We start from the raw sequence: 26974 nt of genomic DNA, 5'->3' as shown, positions 1-26974 counted from the left end.
AAATCCGGCCGCCCGCCGAAAAGAACCGGGCATGCCGATTCAACCCCGACGAAAGGGAGACGATCACACAACGAGAAGATGGAACGAGCCGCCCCTCAAGGACGGCCACCGCCGCACTCCGGAACCTCACCGGCCCCGTGGCAACCCGACGAACCTTACGGAGCGGCCTGTCCCCTGTCAAGCGCGATCAAGGGCTAGTCCAAATCGGACAGTCGGCCGCTCGCGTCGGGCTGGGCGTCCTCGACGCGGCGGAGGAGGCGGGTCAGCAGTTCGCCGAGCAGGGTGCGTTCGGTCGGGGTGAGGTCCTGGAGCAGGTCCTCCTCCCAGTCCGTGCCCATGCGCATGGCCGCGAACCACTTGTCCCGGCCCAGCTCGGTGATGCCGACGATGACCCGGACGCGGTTGGCCTCGTCGCGTTCGCGGGTGACCAGGCCCTCGGCGACCATGCGGTCGATGCGGTGGGTCATCGCGGCGGGGGTGAGACCGAGGCGCTTGGCCAGCTCGCCGGGGCCGAGCTGGTAGGGGGCGCCGGCGAGGACGAGAGCCTTGAGTACCTCCCACTCCGCGCTGTTGATCCCGATGTCGGAGAGGTGGCGGCCGTAGGCGACGGTCATGCGGCGGTTGAGGCGGCTGAGGGCCGAGACGATCTGCTCGACCTGGGGGTCGAGGTCCTGGAACTCCCGCTGGTAGAGGGCGATCTGCTCGTCGAGCGAGCTCAGCTCCTGCGTGGGAGTCCGTTCGGCATCGGTGGCCGGGGCGTCGCTGTCGGACATGGCGCGCAGTATTCCACCAATCTCGTTCGCGTCGAAGTTCTCAGCCGTGTACTCTTTAGGTCTGAACTTTAGCATCGAAGTCTTCGACCCGGTAGCTCTTCGGCGCCGGGGCGCACGTGTGTATGGGTGGTGAGTAGTGACACGCGAGACCGGCACGGCGGCCCTCCGCAGGGTCCAGGTGGGGAACGCGCTGAGTGCCTTCGGCAGCGGCTTCACGGTGCCGTACACGTTCTTGTACGTAGCGCGGGTGCGGGATCTGGGCTCGACCACGGCGGGTGTCGCGCTCGCCGGGTTCGCCATGGCCGCGCTGCTGGTGCTGCCCTTCACCGGGCGGTTCATCGACCGGCGCGGGCCGCTGCCCGTCGCTCTGGCCGGTACGGTCGCGGCCGCGACCGGGGCCCTGTCGCTGGGGCTGGCCTCGACGGCGCCGATGGTGCTCACGTCGACGCTGGTCATGGGCGCCGGGATGGCGGTCATCCAGCCCGCGCTGGCGACGATGATCGTCTGGTGCTCGACGACGGTGACGCGGTCACGGGCGTTCGCGACGCAGTTCTTCCTCAACAACCTCGGGCTCGGTGTCGGCGGTCTGCTGGGCGGGCTGCTCGTGGACGAGGAGCACGCGGGGTCGTTCGTGCGGCTCTTCGCCATCGAGTCGGTGATGTTCCTGGTGCTCGGCGCCGTGGTCGCCACGGTGCGGCTGCCGCGCGGGACGCGGGCTGCGCATGCCGTGCCGGCCGGCGAGGGAGCGCGGGGGCGGTGGCAGGTGCTGCTTGCGGACCGGGCGATGGTGTGGCTCTGTGCGCTGGGCTTCGTGATGTTCTTCGCCTGCTACGGGCAGTTCGAGTCGGGGCTGTCGGCGTTCGCGGTCGAGGTGTCGGGGATATCCCCGTCGACGCTCGGGGTGGCGCTGGCGGCGAACACGGCGGTGATCGTCGTGGCGCAGTTCGCCGTGCTGCGGCTGGTGGAGCGGCGGCGGCGCAGCCGGGTCATCGCCGCGGTCGGGCTCATATGGACGTTCGCGTGGCTGGTGGCGGGGGCCTCCGGGTGGGTCGCCGGCGGGCAGGCGATGGCGACCGCGGCGATCATCTCCACGTACGCGCTCTTCGGGCTGGGCGAGGCGATGCTGTCGCCCACCGTGGCGCCTCTCGTGGCGGATCTGGCGCCGGGTTCCCACATCGGGCACTACAACTCGGTGTTCGCGCTGGTCAAGCAGTTGGCGCTGGCCATCGGGCCCGCGGTCGGCGGGCTGCTCGCGGGGGCCGGGGCGTACGGGGCGTACATCTCCATGCTCGTCGTGTGCTCGCTGGGGATCACGGTGATGGGGCTGCGGCTGGGCCGGCGGCTGACGCCGGTGCAGGACTGCCCGCGGCTCGCGGGCACCGTGCAGGTGGCGGCCCACAAGCCGGCGGCGGCCGGGGCGGAGCCGGCGCCCGTCCGGGCGGCCTAGCGGGGTTGCGTACGGGGGCGGCTCCCGCCCCCGTACGCGTCCTCAGTGACTGTGCTCGCCCGGCAGGGCGAACTCGCACCACACCGCCTTGCCGCCGCCCAGCGTGCGGCGGGAGCCCCAGGTCGAGGCGATCGTCGCGACGATGGAGATGCCGCGGCCGTTCTCGTCGCCCGGCTCCGCCTGGCGGCGGCGGGGCAGGCGGTCGTCGCCGTCGGTGACCTCGACGATGAGCCTGCGGTCCGTACGCCGCAGGCGCAGCCGCATCGGCGGGGAGCCGTGCTGCAGGGAGTTGGCGACGAGTTCGCTGGCCGCCAGCACGCCCAGCTCGCGCAGCTCCGCCGGGAAGCGCCAGCTCGCCAGGACGCCGTCGGCGAAGGCGCGGGCGCGCGGGGCCGCCTCGACCCCGCCGAGGAGGTCCAGCGCCGCGCTGCGGAACAGCTCGGCCTCGCCGTCGTCGCGCAGCGGGTGCTCCAGTACGAGGACGGCGACGTCGTCGTCGTGCTCGGCGGTCACGCCGAGGGAGCGGATGAGGCGGTCGCAGACGACGCCGGGTGCGCCGGCGGCGCCGGCGAACGCGCTCACGAGCGCGTTCACGCCCTCCTCGATGTCCTGGCCGCGGCGTTCGATGAGGCCGTCGGTGTAGAGGACGGCGGTCGAGCCGGGCGGGAAGGGCAGTTCCGCGGAGCTGTGCACCCAGCCGCCGGTGCCCAGCGGCGGGCCGGTGGGTTCGTCGACGCGGCGCACGGTGCCGTCCGCGTCGCGGATGAGGATCGGCAGATGGCCCGCGGAGGCGTGCACCAGGCGGCCCTCGTGCGGGTCGTGGACGGCGTACGCGCACGTGGCGATCTGGTTGGGGTCGATCTCGGCGGCGAGGCCGTCGAGAAGCTGCAGCACCTCGTGCGGTGGCAGGTCCAGGCGCGCGTACGCGCGTACTGCCGTGCGCAACTGGCCCATGACGGCGGCGGCGCGGACGCCGCGCCCCATCACGTCGCCGATGACCATGGCCGTGCGGCCGGCGCCGAGGGTGATGACGTCGTACCAGTCGCCGCCGACGGCGGCGTCCGTGCCGCCGGGCTGGTACGTGGCCGCGACCCGCAGGTCGTCCGGGTGCTCCAGCTTCTCCGGCAGCAGGCTGCGCTGCAGCGCCACGGCGGCCTCGCGCTGCATGCGCTCGCCGGCGCGCAGCCGCTCGGCGGCCTCCACCTGGTCGGTGACGTCGGCGGCGGAGACGAGCACGCCGCCGCTCTCGCCGACGTCGATGGGGCTGCAGGTGAACGTGTACGAGCGGGCGTCGGGGGCGCGGCGGGCCTTGACGGTGCGCGGTGTGCCGCTGCGCAGCACCTGGTCCATCAGCGGCAGCAGCCCCAGCTCGGCGAGTTCGGGCAGCGCCTCGCGGGCGGGCCTGCCGGGGGCGCGGGCGCCGAAGACGGCGGCGTAGGCGTCGTTGACGTAGGCGATGCGGTGGTCGGGGCCGTGGACGACCGCGACGGGTGCCGGCAGCCGGCCGAGGGTGGCGCTGACGGGCAGCTCGATGCCGGGGTCGACGTCGTGTTCCGTATCGGGTTCGGGTTCGGGGCCCGTGTCGCCGCCGCCGCTCGCCGTACCGCCGGGGTCGGCGTCCGGCTCGACGCCGGGGGGCGGTTCCGCCGCGGCGCGGCGGCCCTGCCGTCCGGCGCGGGCGGAGGGGACGGCACCGCGGAACCCCCGCGCGGCGGCGGTGCGGCGCGGGGATCCGGGGAGCCGGGGGCTCCAGCGCGTGAAGTTCAAGCGTGCCAGTCCCAGGTCCACTCGTTGGTCGTTCGGTTCGCTCCGTGCCGTTTCGTGCCCGTCCATGGTCACATGCCCCGCCTCAGTCGCCGTCGGGGCCGCGACCCGACCGGGTGGCGAGTTCGAATTCCGCCCGGGGGTGTTCCAGCGAGCCGAGGGCGACGACCTCCCGCTTGAACAGTCCGGCGAGCGTCCACTCGGCGAGCACATGGGCCTTACGGCCCACGGTGGGGAGCTTGCCTAGGTGGTACGCACGGTGCATGAGCCAGGCAGGGTAGCCCTTCAGCCGGTGGCCGTACACATAGGCGATGCCTTTGTGGAGGCCGAGGGAGGCGACGGAGCCGGCGTAGCGGTGCCGGTAGTCGCGCAGGGGGGCGCCGCGCAGGGCGGCGGCCAGGTTGTCGGCGAGGACGCGGGCCTGGCGGACGGCGTGCTGGGCGTTGGGGGCGCAGAGGGCGCCGGGCTCGTCGGCGGTGAGGTCCGGGACGGCGGCCGCGTCGCCGGCGGACCAGACGGCGTCCTCGCTCTCGACGCGTAGGCCTGCGGTGCACCGCAGGCGGCCGCGGTCGTCGAGGGGCAGGCCGGTGGCGGCGAGCAGGGGGTGGGGGCGGACGCCGGCGGTCCACACGAGGGTGCGGGTGGGGAAGCGGGCGCCGTCGTCGAGTCGGGCGACGCGGTCCGTACAGCTCGACAGGCGGGTCTCCAGGCGTACGTCGATGCCGCGTTCGCGCAGCCGGCGGACGGCGTACGCGCCGAGCCGCTCGCCGACCTCCGGCAGGATGCGGTCGCTGGCCTCGACGAGGATCCAGCGCATGTCCTGGGGGCGTACGCCGGTGTAGTAGCGGGTGGCGTAACGCGCCATGTCTTCGAGCTCGGCGAGGGCTTCCACGCCGGCGTAGCCGCCCCCCACGAACACGAACGTCAGCGCGGCCTCGCGGACGGCGGCGTCGCGGGTGGAGGAGGCGATGTCCAGTTGTTCGAGCACGTGGTTGCGGAGGCCTATGGCCTCCTCGATCGAGGTGAAGCCGATGCCGTACTCGGCGAGCCCGGGCACCGGCAGCACCCGGGAGACGGATCCGGGCACCAGCACGAGCTGGTCGTACGCCAGCTCCATCTGCGGTTCGCCGGTCTCCTCGGTGGCGAGCGTCGTGACGCAGGCGGTGCGCCCGGGGTGGTCGACGGACGTCACACGGCCGGCGAGCACGCGGCAGCGGGGCAGCACCCGGCGCAGCGGCACCACGACGTGGCGCGGCTGGACGGAGCCGGCGGCGGCCTCGGCGAGGAAGGGCTGGTAGGTCATGTACGGGTCGGGGGCGACCACGGTGATCTGCGCCGCGCCGCTTCTGAGCTGCTTGCCCAGGTGCTTCTGCAGCCGCATCGCCACGGCCGTCCCGACGTTGCCGCCACCGACGACGAGCACGCGTGTCGGATCCGTCATGGGCAACCTCCTGCCTGGGGTCCCGCCCGGGGCCCGGCCTCGCCGCGCACCGCCGGCGGCGGTGCGGGCTCGGGGCGAGGCCGCCGACGGCGACCTCGGAACACCCATGACGCACCGCGTTCGGACTTTTGTCCACAGGCGGGGGAAGGATTTCCGGCGCCCGAGGTGTCCGACCCGCGGCCGATCCTTATCCACAGCCCCTTCTCTCTTGACTTCTGCTGAACTATGTTCGTACGAGCCGGAGTGGCCCGACCAGATGCACTCCGGTAAGCAGGGTGGGGAGTCTCCGGGGGGAGACTGTCATAACCGGGGGAAACAGAGATGCAGGTTCAGAGCAGTCGTCTGTCAGCAAACACGCCGGGATCGGATAGTTCGGGCGAACTTCCGACGAATGGCCGGTCGGCGCTGCGGGTCGACGCGCAGCGCAATCTGGAGCACGTCCTGCGTGCCGCGCGCGAGGTCTTCGGGGAGCTGGGTTACGGCGCCCCGATGGAGGACGTCGCCCGCCGCGCCAGGGTCGGCGTAGGCACGGTGTATCGCCGCTTTCCGAGCAAGGAAGTGCTGGTCAAGCGCATCGCCGAGGCGGAGACCGCGCGGCTGACCGAGCAGGCCAGGGCCGCGCTGCAGCAGGAGGACGAGCCGTGGGCCGCGCTGGCCCGCTTCCTGCGCGCGTCCGTCGACTCCGGTGCCGGGCGGCTGCTGCCGCCGCAGGTGCTGGGCGTGACGGCGCAGGCGCCGGAGGGCGAGCCGCGGGTGCCGCAGCAGCGGCCCTCGCCGGACGGCACGGCGCCGCAGGTCGGCGGGGCGGTCGCGGGTGCGGTCGCGGCTGCGGAGAGCGCGAGCGTCGGCGGTACGGACGCGGCGGCGCTGCTCGACGTGGTCGGGCAGTTGGTCGCGCGCGCCCGGGACGCGGGGTCGCTGCGCGCGGACGTATCGGTGTCGGACGTGCTGCTGGTGATAGCCACCGCGGCGCCGTCCCTGCCGGACCCGGAGCAGCAGGCGGTCGCGTCCGCGCGGCTGCTGGACATTCTGCTGGACGGGCTGCGGCCGCACGCGGAGGGCTGAGCCGGGCGATCGCCCGACGGGGGTGCGCCGGGGTGTGCCTCGGCGTGCCCTGACGGGCCCCGGTGGAGGTTCCCCTTGACGGGGGGTCTCTTCGGCGATGGTTCGTGTTGACGGCGTCGCCCGTCAGGGTGTCTCTCGCTGCATACCGGCTTCCGTGGCCGGCGTACCGTCCCCGCCGTCAAGCGAGGCGGGCGTGTACCCCGAAAGCGTGACCGGTAGTGCGCCGCGAACGGGAAAACCCTCCAACGGGTGGTTGGCCGTTCAACGCGGACGGCGGACACGGTCCGTTGTGACACGCTCACCCGAATGACGGGCGGGACGAGCGTCTACGGGAGCTTGCGGCATGGCAGTTGACGATCGGGACGATCGCGGGCATGCCATGGACGGCGGGGCTTCCGGCGGCGCCGATGAGGCCGTGGGCGCGATTCCCCAGCAGCGTGAGCGGCGGGACGAAGGGGTCACCGGCCCCCTGCCCTCCGACACCGAGCTGGTCGCCCGGATGCGTACGGGCGACGACAGCGCGTACGAGGAGCTGTACCAGCGGCACGCCCCGGCGGTCCGCCGGTACGCGCGCAGCTGCTGCCGCGACCCGCACACCGCCGACGACCTGACCGCCGAGGTGTTCGCCCGCACGCTGCAGGCGGTCCGCGGCGGCGCCGGTCCCGAGACCGCGGTACGGGCGTATCTGCTGACCACCGTGCGGCGGGTCGCCGCCGCCTGGACGAAGACCGCCAAGCGCGAGCAACTCGTCGACGACTTCGCCGTCTTCGCGACCCAGGCCGCCCGGCCGGTCTCCGACGACGACACCCTCGACCTCGGCGCCGACGTGCAGGCCATGCACGAGGCCGAGCAGTCGATGGCGGTACAGGCGTTCCGCAGCCTGCCCGAGCGCTGGCAGACCGTGCTGTGGCACACCACGGTGGAGGACGAGTCGCCCAGCCAGGTCGCGCCACTGCTGGGGCTCACCGCCAACGCCACCGCCGTGCTGGCGCACCGCGCCCGCGAGGGCCTCAAGCAGGCGTACCTCCAGGCGCACGTCTCGACGGCGCTCACCGCCGGCGGCGACTGCGCCCGGTACGCGGACCGGCTCGGCGCCTACGCCCGCGGCGGGCTGCGGATGCGCGCCGAGCGGGGGCTGCGCAAGCACCTGGACGACTGCGCGCGGTGCCGGATGGCGGCGCTTGAGGTCGCGGACGTCAACTCCCGGCTCAGCACGCTGCTTCCGGTCGCGGTGGTCGGCTGGTTCGCGTCGGCCGCGGCGGCGAAGGCCGCCGGGTTCGCGGGAGTCGGCGCGGGTGCGGGGGCGGCGGGTGCCGCCGGTGCGGGCTCGGGTGCGGCGGCGGGCGGCGTCGGGAGCGGCGCGGGCCCGGGTGCGGCCGGCGGTGCCGGTGCGGCGGTGGGCGAGGGGGTCGGTGCGCCGGTCAAGGTCGCGGCCGCGGCCGGCATCGTCGTGGCGGCGGCGGCAGCGGCACTTGCGCTCGTCCTGTCCGGCGGCGACGGCGTGAAGGAGCCGGTCGCCGACCCGCCGGCCACCTCGGCGCCGGCACCGCCCCCGGCACCGCCGCCGGCGCCCCCGCCCGCGAAGAAGCCGGAGCCCGCTCCCCCGCCCCCCGCCCCCGAGCCGGCGGAACCCACGCCGACGCCGACCCCCACGCCGACGCCGGAGCCCCCCTCCCCCAGTCCCACCCCGACACCCACGCCCACGCCGACCCCGACGCCCACCCCGGCGCCGGAGCCGCCGCCCCCACCGCCCCCGCCGCCGCCTCCCGCCGGGCCGTACCGCGTCGCCGGCCTCGACGCCGACGTCCTCGGCGACGGCACGGACCCGGAGATCGTCGCGAGCCGTAGCGGCTGGTGGTGGCAGCGCGAGGAGTTGGACGTCGGCGGCCGGACCTACGCCCACGGCGTCAGCGTGTCCTCGAAGTCGTCACTGGTCATCGAGCTGAACCGGTCCTGCACCCACTACCGGGCGGCGGCCGGCATCGACGACATGATGTACCGCACGGGCGCCGCCAGGTTCACCGTCTACGGCGACGACGCCCGGCTGTGGCGCTCGGACTGGGTCGAGGCGGGCGAGGAGGCGGCCGTGGTCGACGTGGGCCTGCCGTCCGGCACCGAGACCATCCGGCTGGAAGCGGAACCGCAGCACCCCCTGCACACCGCGATGCTGACGGGCTGGGCGGACTCGGTCATCGACTGCCGCTGACCGCGCCGCCCGGCGCCCGCGCGCAGGCCCGTACGCCCCGCGCCGCCGTGCGCCCGGGCACGTACCCCCTACGCGGGCGCGACCAGCAATGGGCGGGCGCGCTCGCGGAGTTCCACCACCATCGGCTCGTCGCCGTACGGCTCCAGCCGGGCCAGCAGATCCTTCACGTACTCCGTCGTCCGCGCCGACGAGATCCGGCCCGCGACCTCCACCGCCCGCGTGCCCTGCGCGCACGCCGCATCCAGGTTCCCCGACTCCAGCTCCGCGACGGCCGCCACGATCAGCCGCAGCCCGTGCGAGCGGACGAACGCCTCCGTCGGCCGCGCCAGCGCCTGTTCGGTGAACCGCCGCACCTGCCGCGGCACCCGCAGGTCGCGGTAGCACTCGGCGGCGTCGGCGGCCAGCCGGTCGTAGGCGTAGAAGTCCAGCCAGGCCGGGTCCGGATCGCCCTCGCGGGCGCGCTCCAGCCAGCTCTCCGCCGCCGCCAGGGCCGTGCCGCACGACGCCTCGTCCTGTGCGCGGGCGTGCGCCCGCGCCTCGACGAGGTGGAAGAAGCTCATCGCACGCGCCGTCGCCAACCCCCTGTTGCGCTCGATCGCCGCCTGGGCGAGATCCACGCCCTCGTCGGCGAAGCCGCGGTACGTCGCCTGCAGCGACATCGACGCCAGGACGTACCCCCCGAGCGGCACGTCCGCCGCCGCCCGGGCGAGCCGCAGCGCCTGGATGTAGTACCGCTGGGCGGCCTCCTGCTGGCCGGTGTCGAAGGCCATCCACCCGGCGAGCCGCGTGAGTTCCGAGGTCGCGCCGAAGAGGGAGCGCCCGACCTCGTCGGTGTACGCGCCGAGCAGCAGCGGCGTCGCGTCCACGCGCAGGCACTCCGGCACCATCGAGGCCCGCCAGTCGCCGCCCCCGTACTTGGAGTCCCAGCGCCGCGCCTCGTCGGCCGCGTCGCGCAGCTTGGCGACGTCGCTGTGCCCCACGCGCCGCGGCCCGGAGCCCTCCGCGGCGGGCGCGTGCTGCGGGTCGGCGCCGTCGAGGCCGCGGGCGACCGAGCCGTCGGCCGGCGTGATCAGCCAGCGGGAGGCGGGCGTCGCGTACGCGCTGACGGCGAAGGAGCCGGCGAGGCTCTGCCATATGCCGCCGCTGCCGGCGCGCCGCCCGGCGAGGTCGAGCCGGTACAGTTCGGTGGCCGAGCGCACCGCCTCGCCGACGTCGCGCGGGAAGGCGAGGCCCACTTCGGGCGCCGGGTCGGTGTCGGCCAGCCCTATCTCGTGCAGCGGCACGGGGCGGCCGAGCTTGCCGGCGATGGCGGTGGCGATCAGGTGGGGCGCGGCCCCCTGGGGCACCATCCCCTTCGTCACCCAGCGGGCGACGGACGTCTTGTCGTACCGAAGCGTCATGCCGCGCTGCGCGCCGAGGTCATTGACCCGGCGGGCGAGTCCGGCGTTGCTGATCCCGGCGAGCGCGAGCATGTGGCCCAGCTTCTCGTTCGGCCCGCGTGGCGTCCTGGACATGCACACCCCTCGACCACCGACGGCTCCCGTCCGGCAGGTGGGGATCCGGCCGGGTCGCATATGCACCCAGCGTAGTTCGCCGGATCCCGACCGTTAAGAGGAATGTTTCCGGATGGCGGGATTGCAGCGCGCGTGCTCCGGGGTCGTGTGGCGGTGCGCCGTACGTGCGCTCTGCACGCATGGAGCCGCGCACGCTTGGCTGGTTGTCCGTGGGTCGGTTCGCCGCGCCTGGGAAAGCGGCGGGCCTGGGGAACTCCGCCGTCATTCATCCCCGCGGGCGGCGGCTCACGGTCCGGGGAGCGCGGGACGCTTCCCGGACCACACAAGCCCGCGGGACGGGCTTGGTTGGCCGGGATTGCGCCGTGTACAGAATGGCTGAATGACGCCCCTCGCGACGGGTGTAGATCCGGGCGTACGGGACGCCCGCACCGGAGTCCGGGCACCGCCCGGGTGTCCGTACCGCGTTCCGGACGGCGCGCGGGGGCCGGTCCGCCGGGCCTGTTGATCCTCTTCCTCCGCCGCGCCGCCGCCGGTTCCTCTGCGGGGACGCCGGCAGGCCGTGCGGCACCCTTCGCCGGCCCGCACGATCACCCGCGGGGGCGCTTCCGGCCGTGACGGGCAGACTCCCGCACGACCGCATCCACTCACATGCGCCCCTCTCGTGGCAGCATTGGTCCTGACGAAGCGGCAGTACGCCCTGTGCGTGGCGGAGTTGATGCCGATATCCCGGCTCGCCTGACTCGCTTGGCATATGCCGATACGTCCCCAGTTGCCCACGAGGAGGCGCGGATGCGGTGGTTGGTGGGGTGGAGCAGTTCCGCCGCCGCGCCCTCGTTCCTCGACGGGGCGCAGTCACCGGACGACTACGACCTCCACCCCGTCGGCGCCCAACTGGTCTGGGGCGGCCCGGATCCGCTGTGGGCGGTCGGCGACTGGCGGCCGGACGAGATCCGGGTCGTCGACGTCGCGCCGCTGATCCGGCTGGCGATCTTCGGCACCTGCGGCGCGAGCGACGACCAGTTGCGCGTGGGCCTGCTGTCCGCCCGCGGCGGCGCCGTACGGCACCTGACCGCCTGGTCCGGCGGGTACACCGCCGTCGCGCAGGTCGGCCGCCGCACCACCGTCCTCGGCGACCTCGCCGGCGCGCGCCCCGTCTTCCACGCCGCCTGGGACGGCGGCACGGCGTACGCGACCGCCGCGCTGCCGCTCGCCGACCTGATCGAAGCCGAGCTGGACGTCTCCCACCTCGCCGCCCAACTCGCCTGCCCCGACGTGCCGGAGGCCCTCGGCGACGGCACGCCGTACTCCGGCGTGCACCGCGTGCCCCCCGGCCACGGGCTCATCCTCCGCGAGGGCGCCAAGGAGATCACCGGCTACGAGCCGCGCGCCTCCCTCGCCGTCGCCGCGCCGTCGCTGGACACCGAACCGGCGGTGGCGGGCGTACGCGACGCGCTGGTGGAATCCGTACGCGCCCGGCTGGCCGCCCCGCGCCACGCGCCGGAACCCGGCTACGGCGGCCTCGACCCCGGCCCCGTACCCGGCATGGGCCCCGCCGACCGGCGCGCCTCCCGCGGCCCCGCGCCCGGCATCGGCGCCGACCTGTCCGGCGGCATCGCCTCCGGCACCCTCGCGCTGCTGGCCGCCGGGCTGCCCGGGGCGCCCGGCACGCCGCCGGGGCTGGGTCCCGGGCAGGGCGAGCGGCTGGTGGCCGTGACGTTCAACGACCTGACGGCGCGGGCCGACGAGGCCGAGCTGGAGCGGGCCCGCACCATCGCCGCCAACCCGCGGCTGCACCACGTGGTGGTGGCCGCGGGCGAGGCGGCGCTGCCGTACGCGGATCTGGAGAGCATGCCGCTGACCGACGAGCCGGGGCCCTCGCTGGTCGCCGCCGCCCGGCACCGGCGCCGGCTGACCGCGGGCAGCGCCGATCACCTCGTGGGCGTCGGCGCCCGCGAAGTCCTCGACGCGCACCCGGCGCGGCTCGCGGACCTGCTGCTGGACCGCAGACGGCGCTCCCTGTTCCGGCCCGTGACGGCGCTGGCGCGCGCCGAGGGGTCGGTGCTGGCGCCGCTGACCGTCTACCGCGCGGCCCGTCGGCTGGCCCGTACGACGTACTGGGAAGGCATCTCCGAGGGCGCCGAAGCGCTCCTCGACGACCCGGCGGGCGTGCTCGGCGGCGCTCCCGGGCGCAGCCGGGGCGCGCTCGACGCGTCACTCGCCGCGCTGAGCTGGTGCCGCCCGGGGCCGGCCGCGCGGTGGCTGACGGGCGAGGCGCTGGCCGAGGTGTCGGTACGGCTCCGGGGCTCCGCGGGCACGGCGAACGGCGACGGCACCGGCCGCCCCGGCGAGCGCCGTGCCGCCGCGGCGCTGGCGCAACTGGGCGCCGACTACCGCGTCTTCGAGCAGGCCGCGGAGGTCCGGTTCCAGCGGTTGCACGCTCCCTTCCTCGACAACCAGGTCGTACGGGCCTGCCGCGCCCTGCCCGAGGCACTGCGCGTCCAGCCGGGCGCGCGGGCGGCGGTGCTCGGCGCCGTGCTCGACGGCGCGGGCATCCGCGGCCTGCCCCCGGGCTGGGGCGCGACGACCGGCCCCGCGGCGGCCGCGGCGTCGGCGGAGCGCATCGGCCTGCGCCGCGCCTCGACGGAGCTGGCCGACCTCTTCCACCGGCCGCTGCTGGCGGACGCGGGTCTGGTGGAGGGCCGGGTCGTACGCAAGGCGCTGCGCGCGGCGGCGGACGGCGAGCCGCTGCCGCTGGGCGGGCTGGCGGAGCTGGTCTCGACGGAGCTGTGGCTGCAGCGGCTGCTGATGCGGCGCGGGTCGTGCTGGACGGGCGATGCGGCACCGCGCCAGCGCGCGGTGGCGGGCGGGGTGCCGCCGCGGCTGCCGTTGTAGGGCGGGGGCCGGGGTCGTACGGGGCGTGGTCGTAGAGGCTCGGGTCGTACAGGGCGCAGTCGTACGCGGCGTAGAAACTGAACTCGTCGGTGCTGCCTGCATGATCCACGCTAGGCCCCACCACTGACATCGGCCGTCATGACTGACATCGGCCGCCGCGCCGGGCCGACGCCCGCTGTGCACCGCCCCGACCCCCGGGTTTGGCGGTGGCCCGCCCGGTCGGGGGATGATGGGGCCGACCCCTGCCGGAGGTGACATGGCCGACGACTGCGACGTACTAGTGATCGGCGCCGGCATCGTCGGCCTCTCCACGGCGTACGCGCTCACGCGGGCCGCCCCCGGCATCCGCGTCCTCGTCCTGGAGAAGGAACCCGGCCCGGCCCAGCACCAGACCGGGCGCAACAGCGGCGTGATCCACAGCGGGCTGTACTACCGGCCGGATTCGCTCAAGGCGCGCTACGCGGTCCAGGGCGCCGGCGAGATGGTCAGGTTCTGCACCGAGCACGGGCTGCCGCATGCGGTCACCGGCAAGATCGTCGTCGCCACGCACCGCGACGAGCTGCCGCGCCTGCACGCCCTCGCGCAGCGCGGGCGCGAGAACGGCATCCCGGTGCGCGAGCTGGGGCCGGCGCAGATCACGGAGTACGAGCCGCATGTGCGCGGGCTGGCCGCGCTGCACGTGGCGACGACGGGAGTGGCCGACTTCCGGGCGGTGGCGCGGACGCTGGCGGAGCTGGCGCGGGAGGCGGGCGCGGAGGTCCGGTACGGGGCGGAGGTACGGGTGATCGCGAGGCGCCCGGGGCCCGGGGAAGCCCGTACCACCGACGCCAGTGATTCCGGCGCCGCCGCCCGCCCGGGTGTCGCCGCCCGCCCCGGTGTCGCCGTCCGCACCGCCGCCAGCGACGTCATCCGCGCCCGTGCCCTCGTGAACTGCGCCGGCCTGCACTCCGACCGCATCGCCCGCCTCGCCGGCGACCGCCCCGGGCTGCGCATCGTCCCCTTCCGCGGCGAGTACTACGAGCTGGCCCCGCACGCCGCCGACCTCGTCCGCGGCCTCGTCTACCCCGTCCCCGACCCCGCGTTCCCCTTCCTCGGCGTCCACCTCACCCGCGGCATCGACGGCGCCGTCCACCTCGGCCCCAACGCCGTCCCCGCACTGGCCCGGGAGGGCTACTCCCGTACGAGCCTCAGCCCCCGCGACGCCGCGGCCACGGTCACGTACCCCGGCAGTTGGCGCATAGCCCGCCGCCACTGGCGCTACGGCGCCGGCGAACTCCGCCGCTCCTTCTCCCGCCGGGCGTTCACCCATGCCGTACGGCGGCTGCTGCCCGCGGTCGACGAGAAGGACCTGCGCCCGGCGCAGGCGGGGGTGCGGGCCCAGGCGGTGCTGCCGGACGGGTCGCTGGTGGACGACTTCCGCTTCGCGGAAGGGCCGCGCACGATCCACGTCCTGAACGCGCCGTCCCCGGCCGCGACCGCGTCCCTCCCGATCGGCAGGGAGATCGCCCGCAGGACGCTCGCCTTACTGTGACCAGCCGGGGACCGCCCTACACCGGCCCGGGAGCGTCCGTAAAATAGGGACACTGTGTCCGACCACTCCGATCAGCACGATCGTCCCCAGCCCAGGTTCCCCGACGGCCCCGCCCCCGCGCCCGCCGGGCCGCACAACGAGCGCCGTATCCGCTCCTTCGTGCCGCGCCGCAGCCGCGTGACCCTCGCGCAGGGCGAGGCTCTGAAGCGGCTCTGGCCGAAGTGGGGCTTCGACATCGACGGCGCGTCCGTCCTCGATCTCGACGATCTCTTCGACGGCCTCCCGGTCGTCCTCGAAATCGGCTTCGGCATGGGCGAGGCGACCGCGGAGATGGCCGCCGCCGACCCCGCGACCGGCATCCTGGCCGTCGACGTCCACACCCCGGGCCAGGGCAACCTGCTGCGGCTCATGGAGCAGCGGGGACTGACGAACGTACGCATCGGCAACGGCGACGCCGTCGTCCTGCTGCGCGAGATGCTGCCCGAGGCCGCGCTCGCGGGGATGCGGATCTACTTCCCGGACCCGTGGCCCAAGAAGCGGCACAACAAGCGCCGGCTCATCCAGCCGGAGTTCCTGGCGCTCGCGGCCTCGCGGATGGCGCCGGGGGCGGTGCTGCACTGCGCGACGGACTGGGAGCCGTACGCGGAGTGGATGCTGGAGACGCTGGAGGCGTCGCCGCACTTCGAGAACGTCCACCCCGGCGGCTACGCGCCGCGGCCGGACTACCGCCCGCGTACGCGCTTCGAGGGGCAGGGGCTCGGAAAGGGGCACATCGTGAACGATCTCCTCTTCCGCCGCATCCGCGATAAATAGCCCGTCGCGCACGACGGAGGGCTTGGTTAGGGTCGAGGTGTGCAGCACGAAGGCGCTCAGCTCATGTCCCGGCCGCGGGAGCCCGAGGGATTCGGGCCGCGCCCGGTGTACGGAGACGCGCGCCCGGAACCGGTGGAACCCGCCGCACACCCGCCCGCCCGCCGACGGTTCTGGCGCAGGAGGGGCGTACGAATAGGCGCGGTGGCGACCGTGCTGACGCTGGCGGGCCTGGCGATCCTGGTGCTGGTGTGGACGGAGACCGGCACGCACGGGATGCTCGTGGGCAGCGGGCTGGCGCTGCTGCCGGTGCCGCTGCTGATCGCGGGCTTCCTATGGCTGGACCGGGTCGCGCCGGGACCGTGGCGCTACCGCATCTTCGCGTTCGCCTGGGGCGCCTTCGCCGCGACGCTCGTCGCGATGCTGGCGAACACCTTCGCCGCCCGCTGGATCGCCACCGGGCTGCCCACCGCGTCGTCGCGCGAGGCGGACCTGTGGGGGATGGCGGTCGTGGCCCCGGTGGTGGAGGAGAGCGCGAAGGCGGCGGCCATACTGCTGCTGTTCCTCTTCCGCAGGCACTACTTCGCCGGCCTGGTCGACGGCCTGGTGCTGGCCGGGATCATCGGCACGGGCTTCGCCTTCACCGAGAACATCCTGTACCTGGGCAGGGCCTACGAGGAGAACCAGACCTTCGGCGACTCCGGCCCGCTGGCCACGGTGACCGTGACGTTCATCGCCCGCATCGTCTTCTCCCCCTTCGCACACCCGCTGTTCACGGCGATGGCCGGCATCGGCTTCGGCCTGGCGGCCATGACCCTCGCGCGTCAGCGAATACGCCGCGTGCTCCTGCCGGTGGCCGGGTTGCTGCTGGCGATCGCGCTGCACTCGCTGTGGAACGGCTCGGCGGTCATGAACGGCTACGCCTTCCTGGGCGCCTACGCTTTCGTCATGGCGCCGGTGTTCGGCCTGCTGGTGTGGCTGGCCGTCTGGTCCCGCGGCGGCAAGCTCCGCACGATACGGAACCAGCTCCCCGTCTACGCCCAGGCCGGCTGGCTGGTCCCCGCGGAACCGGTGGCCCTGTCCTCGCTGCGCATCCGCAAGATCGCCCGCAGCCTGGCCCGCCACACCCACGGCGACGAGGCCCGCCGCGCGGTGGCGGACTACCAACGCGCGGCGACAACCCTGGCCCTGCTCCGCGCCCAGGCCACGCAGGGCCGCCCGGCAAAGGACTTCGCGGCACGCGAACAGGCGCTGCTCACGACCATGTGGCAGAACAAGGCCCTGGCCCAACCAGCCCTCACCAGAGCCGCCTACACCACCACCCCACCCCAAAGACACCCCTGGCCCCCACCGCCAGGCACTCCCCACTCCCCGCAACGCATCCCCTTCGCTGCGCCTGGCAGCAGGCCCGCGTAGCCGGGGGGCGAACCGCACTGCCCGCCAGCAGCGGTACGCTACGCCCCTCGAAACCCAACTGCGCACACTCTGAAGCCAGACGCGAGGTTGCTGAATGCTTCCGTTGGACTACTCGGCCGCGCTGAACGCCGCAGCGACCAGCTCAGCATCATCCGATCCCGAACTGATCGCCGTCCGGGATCATCTCATTCGGCTCGATCCCAACGGAGAGCGCTTCTCCCTTGTACTCCGGGATACGATCGACCAGCTTCTGAACGGTGAGGTGACGGGCCGTTACGACTGGGGCACACTGCTTAAGACAGAGAAGACACATGCCGGCAGCCTGGTAGAGATCAACTTGCAGAGAGAATTCAAGTTTGCCGACGGCGAAGCGATGGATTATCGTATCGCCGGAATCCAGGTCGACTGCAAATTCTCGCAGAGGTTCGGTTCCTGGATGATACCGCCAGAAGCTATCGGGCATCTCTGTTTGGTGGTATGGGCGGATGACCTGAAGAGCCAGTGGCAAGCCGGGCTCATCCGGATCCAAGAGGAGATCCTCAACCAGAAGTCCAATCGCGACCGGAAGCTCACGATCAAGGCTGAGCACAGGAATAAGATCTACTGGGTCACACCCGACGGGAGGCTCCCAGAGAACGTACTTCTACACATGCCTGCAGCCGATCGCGATGCTGTCCTCGCGCAGAAGAGCGGCCAGGCACGCGTGAACGAACTGTTCAGGCGGGTCCAGCAGCGCAGAATCACGAGAAACGTGGTCCGTACAGCCGCCCAGCAGAAGGATTACATGAAGAGGGTCCGCGGTAACGGAGGAGCAAGATCCAGCCTCCGCCGTCACGGCATTCTCATTATGGGAGATTACCGAAAGCACCAGCGAGTTGCAGCGGATCTGCAGGTCCCGGTCCCCCGAGAAGGGGAGTTCGTCAGTGTGCGCGTAACGCGGGTGCAAAAAGACCAGGACGCAAGGCCACGCGCATACCTGGACGGCGCCTGGTGGGCGGTAGCTGAAGACCAGGACCCGGCCGAGCCAGCGCCAATGCTCCCGAAAACGCGAAACTCCGATGCCTGAAGAGCCCGATCCCCCCGGCATAGGGGATGGTGAGCAGAAGTCCTGGCGCGCGCCAGACGGGTCGTGGGCTTCTTCTGCTGCCCGCCGCCGAAATATGCAGGCAATCCGTAACCGCGATACCAAACCGGAACTGACGATCCGACGCCTGGTGCATGCACTCGGACTCCGGTACCGAGTGGCGGCACGGCCGCTTCCGGACCTGCGGCGGACTGCGGACCTGGTGTTCCGTCCAGCAAAGGTCGCAGTGTTCATCGATGGGTGCTACTGGCACGGCTGCCCGGAGCACTACATCCCTCCCAGGACAAACAAGGGCTACTGGTCGGAAAAAGTGACTAAGAACGTCGCCAGGGACCGCGACACCGATGAACAGCTCGCCGATGCAGGCTGGGCGGTGCTCCGCTACTGGGAGCACGAGAATCCTGTGGCATGCGCCCACCAGATCGCCGACACCGTGCGAAGGCGCCGGGAGGAGCCGACATAGCCTGCCGGAGGGCAGCCGTCACCGCAGCCGGAATCAGCCAGGCCAGTCGACAGCACCGCCGAGCATCGCAGGAGCGGCCTCATCAACTATTTCCCGGAGCCCGCTGACTCCGGGGACAAGGACATCACGTGGAACGTCGAACCGGCAGGACTCCCACCTCGCTGCGGCTCCTCGGTCTGCCGGAGCCTGCGCGGCTATCCAGTCAGCTGGAACAGTAGCGACAGCGGCCGGCTTCAGCCCTTCTGTCAGCCGCACTGCAACGAGCTGCCAGGTGGCATCGTTGCGCATAGTCTCGTACTCGTTGCGTGAGAGATACACCGGGAGCCGACTGTGGCGGGTAGTCGACTTCACCTCGATGTGGACGCACAGTCCAGCTGCACGCACGCCAATGTCGTAGCCGAAGCCATCAGCTTCTGCTGCGACGTGCAGAACCTCCGCCGCCTCGGGCAGGCCCTCGCGGAGCAGACGGACGAGCGCCCGTTCGCCGGCCTCCCCGATGCGCTCCCGCTGCGCCGTGTCATTTTGCCCCATGCGGCTTGCACGCAGGCAAACGCTTCCTCGGCGCCGAGGCCAACCGCTCGGGCCGCGCTCAGCGCGTCGCCGGGAAGCTCATCGGGCGTCGTGACAAGCACATCCATGTCCGCAAACCACGGCGTCGCCTCGGTGAGCGCATGCGCCAGGACCCTGTGCTGGGGTCTTTGGACGGCGTCCGGGCTGTCCAGCAGCCCTCCGGCACGGAGCCAGCCATAGGCAGTCTCGTACTGAGTGGGGGTGAGATCGCTGTAGGCGTGGTGCGTCGCGAACAGTGCCCGGCAGCGAGCTGGGCCTGAGTCCGCAAGGTGCGTCAGCCACCTTACGGCCCCCCTCAGTATGGGTTCAGGCGGTACGGGCACGGAGGTAGCCCATCAGTGCCTGCAGATCCTTCTGGTCCAGACCTGCTCCTACAGCGGGCTCCTCATCCAGATCAGCAAGCTCACGTACAGACGGGTCGTCGAGGATGCTGCCCATGAACAGAAGCTTGTCGGCGAGACGCTGGTCCACCACCTCGTCGATGGTCCCCTCGGAAACCAGAACGGTGACACGGGTTTCTGCGTCAGAAGCCAGCCCAAGGCGATGGATCCGGTCCAGGCTCTGCAGGTACCGCCCGGCGGCGAAGTCACGGTCGACGTAGACAGCGTCATGGCAGTGGTGGTGCAAGCTGATTCCCTCACCGAGGGTAGCGGGGTTGGACAGCAGGACCATGCAATCGGGGTCGCCACGGAACCGGGCGATCTCTGCCTCACGTTCTTCGGTGCCCCCGTAGACGATCGAGGGCGAGAACTCATTCAGCATGCGCCGCAGCGTGGTGAGGCTGCGGATGAACGTCGACCAGACCAGCGTCTTCCGTCCGAGGGCAGCGTTCTGGGCGACGATCGCGAGAACCTCGCGGTACTTCGATGACATCTCGTAGCTTGGCAGGTTCTTCATAAGCTGGAAGAGCGGCGTCCCCTCTGGCACTGCCAGCGGTGGAACCTGGTACGACAGCGGCTCGTACTTTGTCGTCCCAACGGACAGGAGGGCAGGACTGATTGCGGCCATGAGAAGATAGACTGCGATCCTTCCAAGCGCCTGGAATTCATTTTCCGCATTGTGAGAGCGCGCTGAGAACCGCCCGGTGAGTGCCTCGTACACCTCCTGGTGGAGTGGTGGGAGAGGAACAGGCCTCCGTGTCGTGGTCACTGGAGGCAGGCCCAGCTCTTGCTTCGTCGTGCGGGCGAACAGCGGCCGCAGTACTCGGCTAGCCTTGGCCAGGTCCCCACCGGCGACTGCCTGAGTGACATGCTGACCCCCGTAACCCGGCCAGACGAAGCTGAACAGATTCTCAAGGTCGCGCACACCGTTGGGTGCGGGAGTGCCCGTGAGTACCAGCCGGTGCCGGGCGCGCGGGCCAAGTGCCAAACAGGCAGAGCCATATGTGCCCCGGGCGCCGAGCTTCGTCCGGTGAGCCTCGTCCAGCAGCAGCAGAGACGGCCGTGCCGCGAGCCACTGGCCGAGGCTGTTGACGACACCATCGAAACGGAGGCGCTCGTAGTTCACGATCAGGGCTTCGGCTGCCGGGTCTGCGTCCTGCGCGGCCACGGCCATACGAAGCGGCTTGGCCAGGCAGGTGGCGTTCTCCTCCTGCCACGCCTCGAAAGATGACTTAGGACCGACGACCAACAGCCGCTCAATCCCACGGGTTTGGCGCAGAATGCTGAAGACCGCCAGCGCGACACGGGTCTTGCCTGCTCCAGGGACGGAGAAGTTGGCACCATGGTGCATGGAAAGCAGCCGGGCGGTGTCCCGGCGCTGGAAGTCTGTCAGCTCGCCGGTCCACTCCGGTCCGAGCAGGCTGTCTAGATCTCCGGGGTCCAGTTCTGCAGGCCCACTCCTTGCGGTGTCGAGGCGCTCAGCCGCAATACGGGCGTCGTTATGCGTGCCGGTGACCAGCGTTTGCAGCTCAGGTTCCCAGATGACCCCGCTTGGCTCTGGCCAGTCCGCGAGCGCCGCGAGGTTCGTCAGCAGATCGTCCAGATTGATGTCGAGCGTAGTCGGCGAGGCGTGCACCCCACTGCTAAAGCGCAGAGCGATGCGCCGAAGTTCCGCTTCGAGCCCGTCACGCACCCGGATTCGCACCCGATTGGCGCTGTCCCCGAACCTCAACTGCAGACTGGGGCTGGCCTCGGCTCGCATCACTTGCCCCTCGTGGCATCAAGCAGCCAGGCAACTCCGTCGCCGGGGGAGTCGAAGGTCCGGCCTGCCAGTCTGGCCAGCCGGGCCAGACTGTCACGCAGCGCGATCAGGCCGTCGTCGAAGGAGTCCTCGTCCAGCACGCGCTTGGCCCGGGCATCGGCAAACTCCAGAACGCACTGGCTCACATGCTCAGCCGCATCTGTCAGGCGGTCTGGCACGGCTGCCCGTCGCTTCTTAAGCTGCGCGTTCTGTCCGGCCATTCTGACTGCTACGTCGAAAGTTTCCCTCGCCTTCGTAATCTTCTCGTTGGCGGCGGCCACCAGAGGCGGCTCCAACTGTCCATCAGCCTGCTGTGCCGCCTTAGCCTGCAGAAGGGTGTCGGTGAGCGCCTTGACCGCTCTGACCGGTTCCGGCTCTGCCGGGAGGATGACCCCAGGCAGACCGGGGATTGCCTTGTCAGCGGCTTCTGCTGTTCCCGGGCGCAGTTCGTCTGGCAGCCGAGGGGCAAGGAAGTCGCTGTGGAAGTCCGCCTCAGCCAGCCGGAGGCTGGTCTTGGGGTAGTTGAGTACGACCATGGCCAACCGGGACTCCTTCAGCATCTCGGCCGCATCCGCATCAGTCTCAGCGCACGTCACGTAGTCCCGCTGCAGCTCACGCAGCTTCTCCTGGTGTCCCTCGAAGTCCACCAGACGCAGCTTCACTCCATCGGCCGTGACACTCCGATCGATGGCCTCAAGGATCATCTGGTAGACACGGCGGTCGGTCCTGAGCGTCTTGAGTTTGATGTTGAAGTCCCGCGCCACATCCTCTTCACGTCGGCTACGGGCAAGTTCGTCCTCGATCGCTATGAGCTGGTTGATATAGGAGTAGTCTCGGCGCTTGTCATGGCGCAACTGCAATGACATCTCAACGTCGTTAATGTCCCGGTAGACAGTGTCCGCAGGCAGGACGCCGACTCGGATATCCTTGACTCCAAGCTCCCGCAGGGCGGCACAGCGCGTGTTGCCGTCGACGAGGATTCCGTCAGGCGTGATGATCCCAGACTCGCGCTGTCCGTAATCTTCCAGTTCCTCACGCAACTCGATGTACTCAGGGTCGGTCTGTGCAGGGTTAGACGGCTGGCGGGTGAGGAGGTAGTGGAGATACTCCTGCGCCTCATCGCTCCAAGGCCGGCCGTCCAGGGTCCGGCTGCGCTCAGAGTCGAGTGACCGCTGGGCACGGACACGGTGGGTATCGGGGTTGAAGTACAGCATCTCCACTGGCATCGCGATCACATGCAGGTACCGCTGCTCACCGCGGAAGGTAACGGTGACCTTCGCCCCTTCTTCCGCTTTAGCCTGCTTCAGGCGTTCCGCGACCATTGCGCGGTTCTCCTCGGCAAGAGGGGGCGAACCGAACTCTTCGAACATTTGGGAACCCTCCCACGAAACCCGCCGTCCGGACTGGGTGCATCATGCCAGGGGGCGCCGACAGCAAAGGCGCATGCTTGATAATGGGCCGGAAGCCGCCCTGCCCGACGGAGGACGCCATGGCCTTGCCCGCATGGAACGAACCAGGTGTCAAGAGAGGGACGATGATCCGCGGCGCCCTGTGGCTGATCCAGCAGATTGGTGAAGGCGGGACGTTCACGAAGGAAGACGTCCGAGACGCCTTCCAGGGCGTAGCTCAGGCAGACCGCCGCATCAGGGATCTGCGGGGCTACGGCTGGGTGATCCACACCAGTACGGATGACGCGAGACTCGCCTCGGAGCAACAGCGGTTCGTCAAGCAGGGGGTTGCAGTATGGGACCCGGTGGCGCGCAGGGCTGCTGAAACACAGCGCGCCGTCACGAGCAAGGAGAGGCAGGCGGCCCTCGAGCGGGACGAATTCATGTGCACGGTGTGCGGCATCTCGTCGGCCGAGCCGTACCTAGACGACTCGAACCAGACGGCGGCCCTCGTCGTAGTCCGCAGAGTAACCGTCATGCCTGACGGCACAGAGATCACACCTCTGGTCACGGAGTGCAAGAGGTGCCGGGCAGGACGAGGTGCTGTACCCGCGCGGACCGACGAGATCCTGCAAGCCGCCGCCGAACTCGACGAAAGCGACCGGCGGCGGCTGCTCAGGTGGATCGAACGCGGGCAGCGTAAGCCGTCGCCCGCAGACCGGGTCTGGAGCGCCTACCGGCGCCTGCCGGAGGAAGCTCGTAGCGCTGTGCGCTCGTCCCTGTCACGCTGACGCGCCGCGCTCGTACCGGTGCCGGAGGCTGGGCCCCGCTGGCACGCCGTATCTGGGCCGGTTCTCCGGCAGGCTGCGCGACCTGCGAGTATTGTTCGCTCAGGTGCTGGAGCATCTGCGGTTAACTTCTGCAGCCGAAGAGGCTGGAACTGCTCATGATGCGCAAGCGCCGGACGTCGATCGCCTGGAGGTAGAGCACATGCCGGAACCAGATGCTGAGGATGGGCTTCAGGTTGTCGAGATCTGCGCCGGCGCTGGCGGTCAGTCACTGGGACTGCACCGGGCTGAGTTCAGTCACCTTCTGGCAGTTGAGCTGGACCACAGCGCCGCTGACACTCTGCGCGCCAACCTGCCCAACGGCGAGTACGTGGTCAGAGTCGGCGACGTGGCAGACGAGAATGTCTGGAACCCCAAAGAGTACGAGGGAAGAGTCGACCTCCTGGCCGGCGGAGTTCCGTGCCCTCCGTTCAGCATCGCGGGCAAACAGCTCGGCACGAAGGACGAGCGCGATCTGTTCGCGTGGGCCGTTCAACTGTGCGCAACTGTCAAGCCCAAAGCTCTTATGCTGGAGAATGTGCGCGGGCTCAGTTCTAACCGGTTCGCCGCGTACCGTCAGCACACGCTCGACCGTCTTCGGGACATCGGCTACGTCCCAGACTGGCAGCTTCTGCATGCCAAGGACTTCGGCGTTTCGCAGTTCCGGCCACGATTCGTGCTCGTTGCCGTCCTGGAGGAATACGCACCCTACTTCAAGTGGCCGGAAGCCCAGGCCCATGAGCCTCCGACCGTAGGTGAACTCCTCCGGGGCCTGATGGGTTCGAATGGCTGGGAGAGCGAGAACGTCGAAGCCTGGGTAAAGCGTGCCTGTGGGATCGCTCCAACGATCGTCGGAGGCTCGAAAAAGCACGGCGGTGCGGACCTGGGCCCTACTCGCGCCAAGCGGGCCTGGGCGGAACTTGGTGTCGACGCCATGGGAATTGCCAATGAGCCACCGATGGCCGGTTGGGCACCAAAAGGAGATGCGCCTGGCCCCAAGCTCACCATCGATATGGTCAAGCGGCTTCAAGGCTGGGACAACGAAAAATTCTCGTGGGATTTCAAGGGCCGCAAAACAAGTGTGTACCGGCAGATTGGCAATGCCTTCCCTCCGCCGGTCGCCAAGGCCGTCGGCGAGGCCATCAAAAGCGCCCTGATGAGAGAGGGTGAACCTGGCAAACTGATTGAGACTACAGATGTCGTTCTTGATCCCGTATACAAGCTGCTCCACAGTCATGGACGGCCTCTCACCGTCGAACAGATGATCTCGAAACTCGCACAGCGAGGCATCGTCATGAGCCAGCCCACCGTCGAACGTCACCTGAACCACCTCAGCCGAGACTTCGAACTCAGGACCAAAGAACGGTCATCTGGCGCAGTGGCGTTCAGTCTGGGAGATTTCCAGGGCTTCATCGGACAGGATGACCACCGACGCCACGTACTTTTCGCTGAGCAACGCTCGAAGATCAGCTAATTTGCTGGCGGGACCTTCGCCGCTCCTTGAGGCGACGATTTCGGTCAGGGGACGCTAGTGTCTTGTGACCTTGATTGCGTTACTTCGAGTTGTTATTGACGAGTTTCTTCACGCTGGTCTGGACGAGTCTGACCTTGGCGAGGATCTCGTCGGCGGTGGCGGTCCAGGTGAAGGGCTTCGGGTTCTCGTTCCAGGAGTTGATGTAGTCGCGGATCTGTTTGACCAGGACATGGACGCTTGCGAACGTGCCACGGCGGATGGACTGCCGGGTGATGATCCCGAACCAGATCTCGATTCGGTTCAGCCACGAGGACCCGACGGGGGTGAAATGGAAGTGGACGTTCGGGTTTTCCGCCAGCCACGCCTTCACGTCCGGGGTGGTGTGCGTGGACAGGTTGTCCAGGACGACATGGACCTCCTTGCCCGCGTGGGGCTTGACGGCCTTCTTCAGGAACGCCAGGAAGTTCGCGCCGTTCCGGTCCGGCTTGCACTCGCCCAGCACTTCACCGGTCGTGACGTTCAGCGCGGCGAACAGGTTCGTGGTGCCGTGCCGCACGTAGTCGTGCGTGCGCTTCTCGGTGACCGCGAAGGCCACCGGCAGCACCGGCCGGGTCCGGTCCAGGGCCTGCACCTGCGTCTTCTCGTCGACCGACAGCACCACCGCGCCACCAGGCGGGGACAGGTACAAACCCACGATATCGGTGACCTTCTCCGCGAACGCCGGGTCCTTCGAGATCTTGAAGGTACCCGAACGGTGCGGTCTCAGATTCTCCTCACGCCAGACGCGGGCAACATAATGCCAGGACACCGAGATGCCCTCGCGCCGCTTCAAGTGATCGGCCAGCGTCCGCGTCGACCAGTGCGAGAGCCCGGAATCCGCCGGCGGGGACATCCTCGCCAAAGCGATCACCCGGGCCCGCACCCGAGGCGGCACCTGAGTTCGCGGCCCGCCCCGGCGCTTGTCCTCCAGCCCGGCCACACCCCGCTCGGCATAGCGGGCCTTGCAGCGGTCCACCGTCAGCGGTGCCACACCGGCCAGCTCGGCGATGTCCTTGCGCCGCCGCCCCTCAGCCGACCACAACACGATCCGTGCCCGAAGCGCCACGACAGCCGGCGCATCCCGCGAACCCGCCAACTCCCGCAGCTCGGCCATCTGTTCAGAGGAGAGATCCATACCAGACTCAACGATCACAGACGCCTCAAGTTCCACAAACAGAATCACAAGACACCAGTGGCCTGCGTTCGATCCTGGTCAAGATCGCCAACCGCATCTCCCGCCAGATGGCACAGGTGCGGGCTCCAGGACGTTCTTCTGCAGCAGTGCGAAGAAGCTCGCCGACGACCCTCGACCCGGCCGATCGAGCCGACCAATCCCTGCCGGATGAGCACCACGCTGGACGACAGCGGACTCCAACGGGGCCACCGCGAGGCGGCACTTCATCCGGGCGTGGATGGCAAGGCCCGCGATGTAGCCGGAATACACGTCCTTGATCGCAAACCGGTACCGCTTGCCTCCTCGCCGGTCGCATGCTTAGCGTGTCCGTAAGTCACAGCCGGTTCAGCCCGTCCGCGGTGAAGTTGCGCCGCACCCGGTCATCGTGAACCGCGGCAGTTCCCGGCGTTCTTGGCGTGGCTCTTGTGCTTGACGAACGCGCGCCACTAGCCCTTGGCCCGGCAGATCCGCCAGGCGGGCCGCCCGGGCCATCGGCCCCCAGCAGCACGTGCTTCGTCGACGAGGAATCGGGGCCCGAACGTGAGTCGCCGCGGCACGTATTGGACAAGGCGCTGGCCGGATAGGTGGCCAACCTGGCCCGCCCTGCCTTCGGCCGCCACTCCTGCCGCGATCAACCGAAATGGACACTCGTTCGACCAGACACAGGCATTGAGCGGTAGGGGGAACCTGCAACTTCGATGCTCCGTGATCCTGAGCGGCACGGAGCACCGTTCCGATGCGAGAAAGGTCGCCGACTCTCAAGCGCCCGTCGACGAGGATGAGCGGCCACACGCCCGTAAGTTCCAACGGCCACAAAGATACGCATATGCCTATCGCGTGAGGATCCCCATGGGTAGCGTTGGCTGGACTGGTCTGATGGCAGGGTCGCCCGAACGCAGCGGGGCAAGCGATAGT

The 26974-nt window shown here is 70.5% G+C and carries 19 protein-coding genes; 11 read left to right on the top strand and 8 right to left on the bottom strand.

Annotated elements, in window-relative coordinates; all coding sequences use genetic code 11:
* Nucleotides 1-194: 194 nt before the first annotated feature.
* Nucleotides 195-773 carry a MarR family transcriptional regulator gene (locus ABGA99_RS34165; protein WP_347581828.1) on the bottom strand — a complete coding sequence of 193 codons (579 nt, stop codon included), beginning with the start codon at nt 771-773 and terminating at the stop codon, nt 195-197.
* 136 nt (nt 774-909) lie between these two features.
* Between ABGA99_RS34165 and ABGA99_RS34160 the strand changes: the two genes are divergently transcribed.
* Nucleotides 910-2220 carry an MFS transporter gene (locus ABGA99_RS34160; protein ID WP_347581829.1) on the top strand — a complete coding sequence of 437 codons (1311 nt, stop codon included), beginning with the start codon at nt 910-912 and terminating at the stop codon, nt 2218-2220.
* Nucleotides 2221-2262: 42 nt separating this feature from the next.
* On the opposite strand, the gene ABGA99_RS34155 is transcribed toward ABGA99_RS34160, so the two are convergent.
* Nucleotides 2263-3987, bottom strand: coding sequence for a SpoIIE family protein phosphatase (locus ABGA99_RS34155; protein WP_347581830.1), 1725 nt, complete (start codon nt 3985-3987; stop codon nt 2263-2265).
* An 82-nt stretch (nt 3988-4069) separates the two neighbouring features.
* Nucleotides 4070-5425, bottom strand: a complete 1356-nt coding sequence (locus ABGA99_RS34150) for an FAD-dependent oxidoreductase (RefSeq protein WP_347581831.1) — start codon at nt 5423-5425, stop codon at nt 4070-4072.
* Between the two features lie 321 nt (nt 5426-5746).
* Here ABGA99_RS34150 and ABGA99_RS34145 point away from each other — a divergent pair, with 321 nt between their 5' ends.
* Together ABGA99_RS34145 and ABGA99_RS34140 are read left to right on the top strand one after the other, a co-directional pair.
* Nucleotides 5747-6490 (top strand): helix-turn-helix domain-containing protein, encoded by a 744-nt coding sequence (locus tag ABGA99_RS34145; protein ID WP_347581832.1) that lies wholly within the window; start codon nt 5747-5749, stop codon nt 6488-6490.
* Nucleotides 6491-6833: 343 nt separating this feature from the next.
* Nucleotides 6834-8696, top strand: coding sequence for a sigma-70 family RNA polymerase sigma factor (locus ABGA99_RS34140; protein ID WP_347584161.1), 1863 nt, complete (start codon nt 6834-6836; stop codon nt 8694-8696).
* A 68-nt stretch (nt 8697-8764) separates the two neighbouring features.
* Here the strand turns inward: ABGA99_RS34140 and ABGA99_RS34135 are convergent, their stop codons facing one another.
* Complete coding sequence (locus ABGA99_RS34135; RefSeq protein WP_347581752.1) at nt 8765-10210, bottom strand: MFS transporter; 1446 nt, start codon at nt 10208-10210, stop codon at nt 8765-8767.
* Between the two features lie 789 nt (nt 10211-10999).
* Here ABGA99_RS34135 and ABGA99_RS34130 point away from each other — a divergent pair.
* The 6 genes from ABGA99_RS34130 to ABGA99_RS34105 all read left to right on the top strand — a co-directional run bounded on the left by ABGA99_RS34130 (nt 11000) and on the right by ABGA99_RS34105 (nt 18406).
* Nucleotides 11000-13102, top strand: a complete 2103-nt coding sequence (locus tag ABGA99_RS34130) for an asparagine synthase-related protein (protein ID WP_347584160.1) — start codon at nt 11000-11002, stop codon at nt 13100-13102.
* Between the two features lie 256 nt (nt 13103-13358).
* Entirely contained in the window at nt 13359-14633 is a 1275-nt protein-coding gene (gene lhgO, locus ABGA99_RS34125) for an L-2-hydroxyglutarate oxidase (protein ID WP_347584159.1), read from the top strand.
* A 54-nt stretch (nt 14634-14687) separates the two neighbouring features.
* Nucleotides 14688-15446, top strand: coding sequence for a tRNA (guanosine(46)-N7)-methyltransferase TrmB (gene trmB / locus ABGA99_RS34120; protein WP_347581749.1), 759 nt, complete (start codon nt 14688-14690; stop codon nt 15444-15446).
* Between the two features lie 63 nt (nt 15447-15509).
* The gene (locus ABGA99_RS34115) at nt 15510-16859 is read left to right on the top strand and encodes a PrsW family intramembrane metalloprotease (RefSeq protein WP_347584162.1); all 1350 of its coding nucleotides are present in this window, start codon (nt 15510-15512) and stop codon (nt 16857-16859) included.
* A gap of 94 nt (nt 16860-16953) precedes the next feature.
* Nucleotides 16954-17925, top strand: coding sequence for a NaeI family type II restriction endonuclease (locus ABGA99_RS34110; protein WP_347584158.1), 972 nt, complete (start codon nt 16954-16956; stop codon nt 17923-17925).
* A complete protein-coding gene (locus tag ABGA99_RS34105; RefSeq protein ID WP_347584157.1) occupies nt 17918-18406 on the top strand; it encodes a very short patch repair endonuclease in 489 nt (162 codons plus the stop codon). The genes ABGA99_RS34110 and ABGA99_RS34105 overlap by 8 nt, the downstream gene beginning before the upstream one ends.
* 33 nt (nt 18407-18439) lie before the next feature.
* Here ABGA99_RS34105 and ABGA99_RS34100 read toward each other — a convergent pair whose 3' ends face one another.
* From ABGA99_RS34100 to ABGA99_RS34090, 3 genes are all read right to left on the bottom strand, one after another.
* Nucleotides 18440-18937, bottom strand: a complete 498-nt coding sequence (locus ABGA99_RS34100) for a DUF3883 domain-containing protein (RefSeq protein ID WP_347584156.1) — start codon at nt 18935-18937, stop codon at nt 18440-18442.
* Nucleotides 18938-19282: 345 nt separating this feature from the next.
* On the bottom strand, nt 19283-21118 hold the full coding sequence (locus ABGA99_RS34095; RefSeq protein ID WP_347584155.1) for a DEAD/DEAH box helicase: 1836 nt from the start codon (nt 21116-21118) through the stop codon (nt 19283-19285).
* A complete protein-coding gene (locus ABGA99_RS34090; RefSeq protein ID WP_347584154.1) occupies nt 21118-22527 on the bottom strand; it encodes a transcriptional regulator in 1410 nt (469 codons plus the stop codon). Before ABGA99_RS34090 ends, ABGA99_RS34095 begins: the two co-directional genes overlap by 1 nt.
* Nucleotides 22528-22646: 119 nt before the next feature.
* Between ABGA99_RS34090 and ABGA99_RS34085 the strand changes: the two genes are divergently transcribed.
* Both ABGA99_RS34085 and dcm read left to right on the top strand, forming a co-directional pair.
* Nucleotides 22647-23336: a hypothetical protein gene (locus ABGA99_RS34085; RefSeq protein WP_347584153.1), complete on the top strand. Its 690-nt coding sequence runs from the start codon at nt 22647-22649 to the stop codon at nt 23334-23336.
* Nucleotides 23337-23439: 103 nt separating this feature from the next.
* The gene (dcm, locus tag ABGA99_RS34080; RefSeq protein WP_347584152.1) at nt 23440-24846 is read left to right on the top strand and encodes a DNA (cytosine-5-)-methyltransferase; all 1407 of its coding nucleotides are present in this window, start codon (nt 23440-23442) and stop codon (nt 24844-24846) included.
* A 79-nt stretch (nt 24847-24925) separates the two neighbouring features.
* Here dcm and ABGA99_RS34075 read toward each other — a convergent pair whose 3' ends face one another.
* Entirely contained in the window at nt 24926-26020 is a 1095-nt protein-coding gene (locus tag ABGA99_RS34075) for an IS630 family transposase (RefSeq protein ID WP_347584151.1), read from the bottom strand.
* Nucleotides 26021-26974: the final 954 nt, after the last annotated feature.

Source organism: Streptomyces sp. B5E4 (assembly GCF_039871555.1).
GTDB lineage: Bacteria > Actinomycetota > Actinomycetes > Streptomycetales > Streptomycetaceae > Streptomyces.
This window is presented reverse-complemented; position numbering and strand designations above follow the sequence as displayed.

Coding starts and splice junctions, on each gene's coding strand:
- ABGA99_RS34165 (WP_347581828.1), bottom strand. CDS start 773: ATGTCCGACAGCGACGCCCCGGCCACCGATGCCGAACGGACTCCCACG.
- ABGA99_RS34150 (WP_347581831.1), bottom strand. CDS start 5,425: ATGACGGATCCGACACGCGTGCTCGTCGTCGGTGGCGGCAACGTCGGG.
- ABGA99_RS34145 (WP_347581832.1), top strand. CDS start 5,747: ATGCAGGTTCAGAGCAGTCGTCTGTCAGCAAACACGCCGGGATCGGAT.
- ABGA99_RS34140 (WP_347584161.1), top strand. CDS start 6,834: ATGGCAGTTGACGATCGGGACGATCGCGGGCATGCCATGGACGGCGGG.
- ABGA99_RS34135 (WP_347581752.1), bottom strand. CDS start 10,210: ATGTCCAGGACGCCACGCGGGCCGAACGAGAAGCTGGGCCACATGCTC.
- ABGA99_RS34130 (WP_347584160.1), top strand. CDS start 11,000: ATGCGGTGGTTGGTGGGGTGGAGCAGTTCCGCCGCCGCGCCCTCGTTC.
- lhgO (WP_347584159.1), top strand. CDS start 13,359: ATGGCCGACGACTGCGACGTACTAGTGATCGGCGCCGGCATCGTCGGC.
- ABGA99_RS34115 (WP_347584162.1), top strand. CDS start 15,510: ATGTCCCGGCCGCGGGAGCCCGAGGGATTCGGGCCGCGCCCGGTGTAC.
- ABGA99_RS34110 (WP_347584158.1), top strand. CDS start 16,954: ATGCTTCCGTTGGACTACTCGGCCGCGCTGAACGCCGCAGCGACCAGC.
- ABGA99_RS34105 (WP_347584157.1), top strand. CDS start 17,918: ATGCCTGAAGAGCCCGATCCCCCCGGCATAGGGGATGGTGAGCAGAAG.
- ABGA99_RS34100 (WP_347584156.1), bottom strand. CDS start 18,937: ATGGGGCAAAATGACACGGCGCAGCGGGAGCGCATCGGGGAGGCCGGC.
- ABGA99_RS34095 (WP_347584155.1), bottom strand. CDS start 21,118: ATGCGAGCCGAGGCCAGCCCCAGTCTGCAGTTGAGGTTCGGGGACAGC.
- ABGA99_RS34090 (WP_347584154.1), bottom strand. CDS start 22,527: ATGTTCGAAGAGTTCGGTTCGCCCCCTCTTGCCGAGGAGAACCGCGCA.
- ABGA99_RS34085 (WP_347584153.1), top strand. CDS start 22,647: ATGGCCTTGCCCGCATGGAACGAACCAGGTGTCAAGAGAGGGACGATG.
- ABGA99_RS34075 (WP_347584151.1), bottom strand. CDS start 26,020: ATGGATCTCTCCTCTGAACAGATGGCCGAGCTGCGGGAGTTGGCGGGT.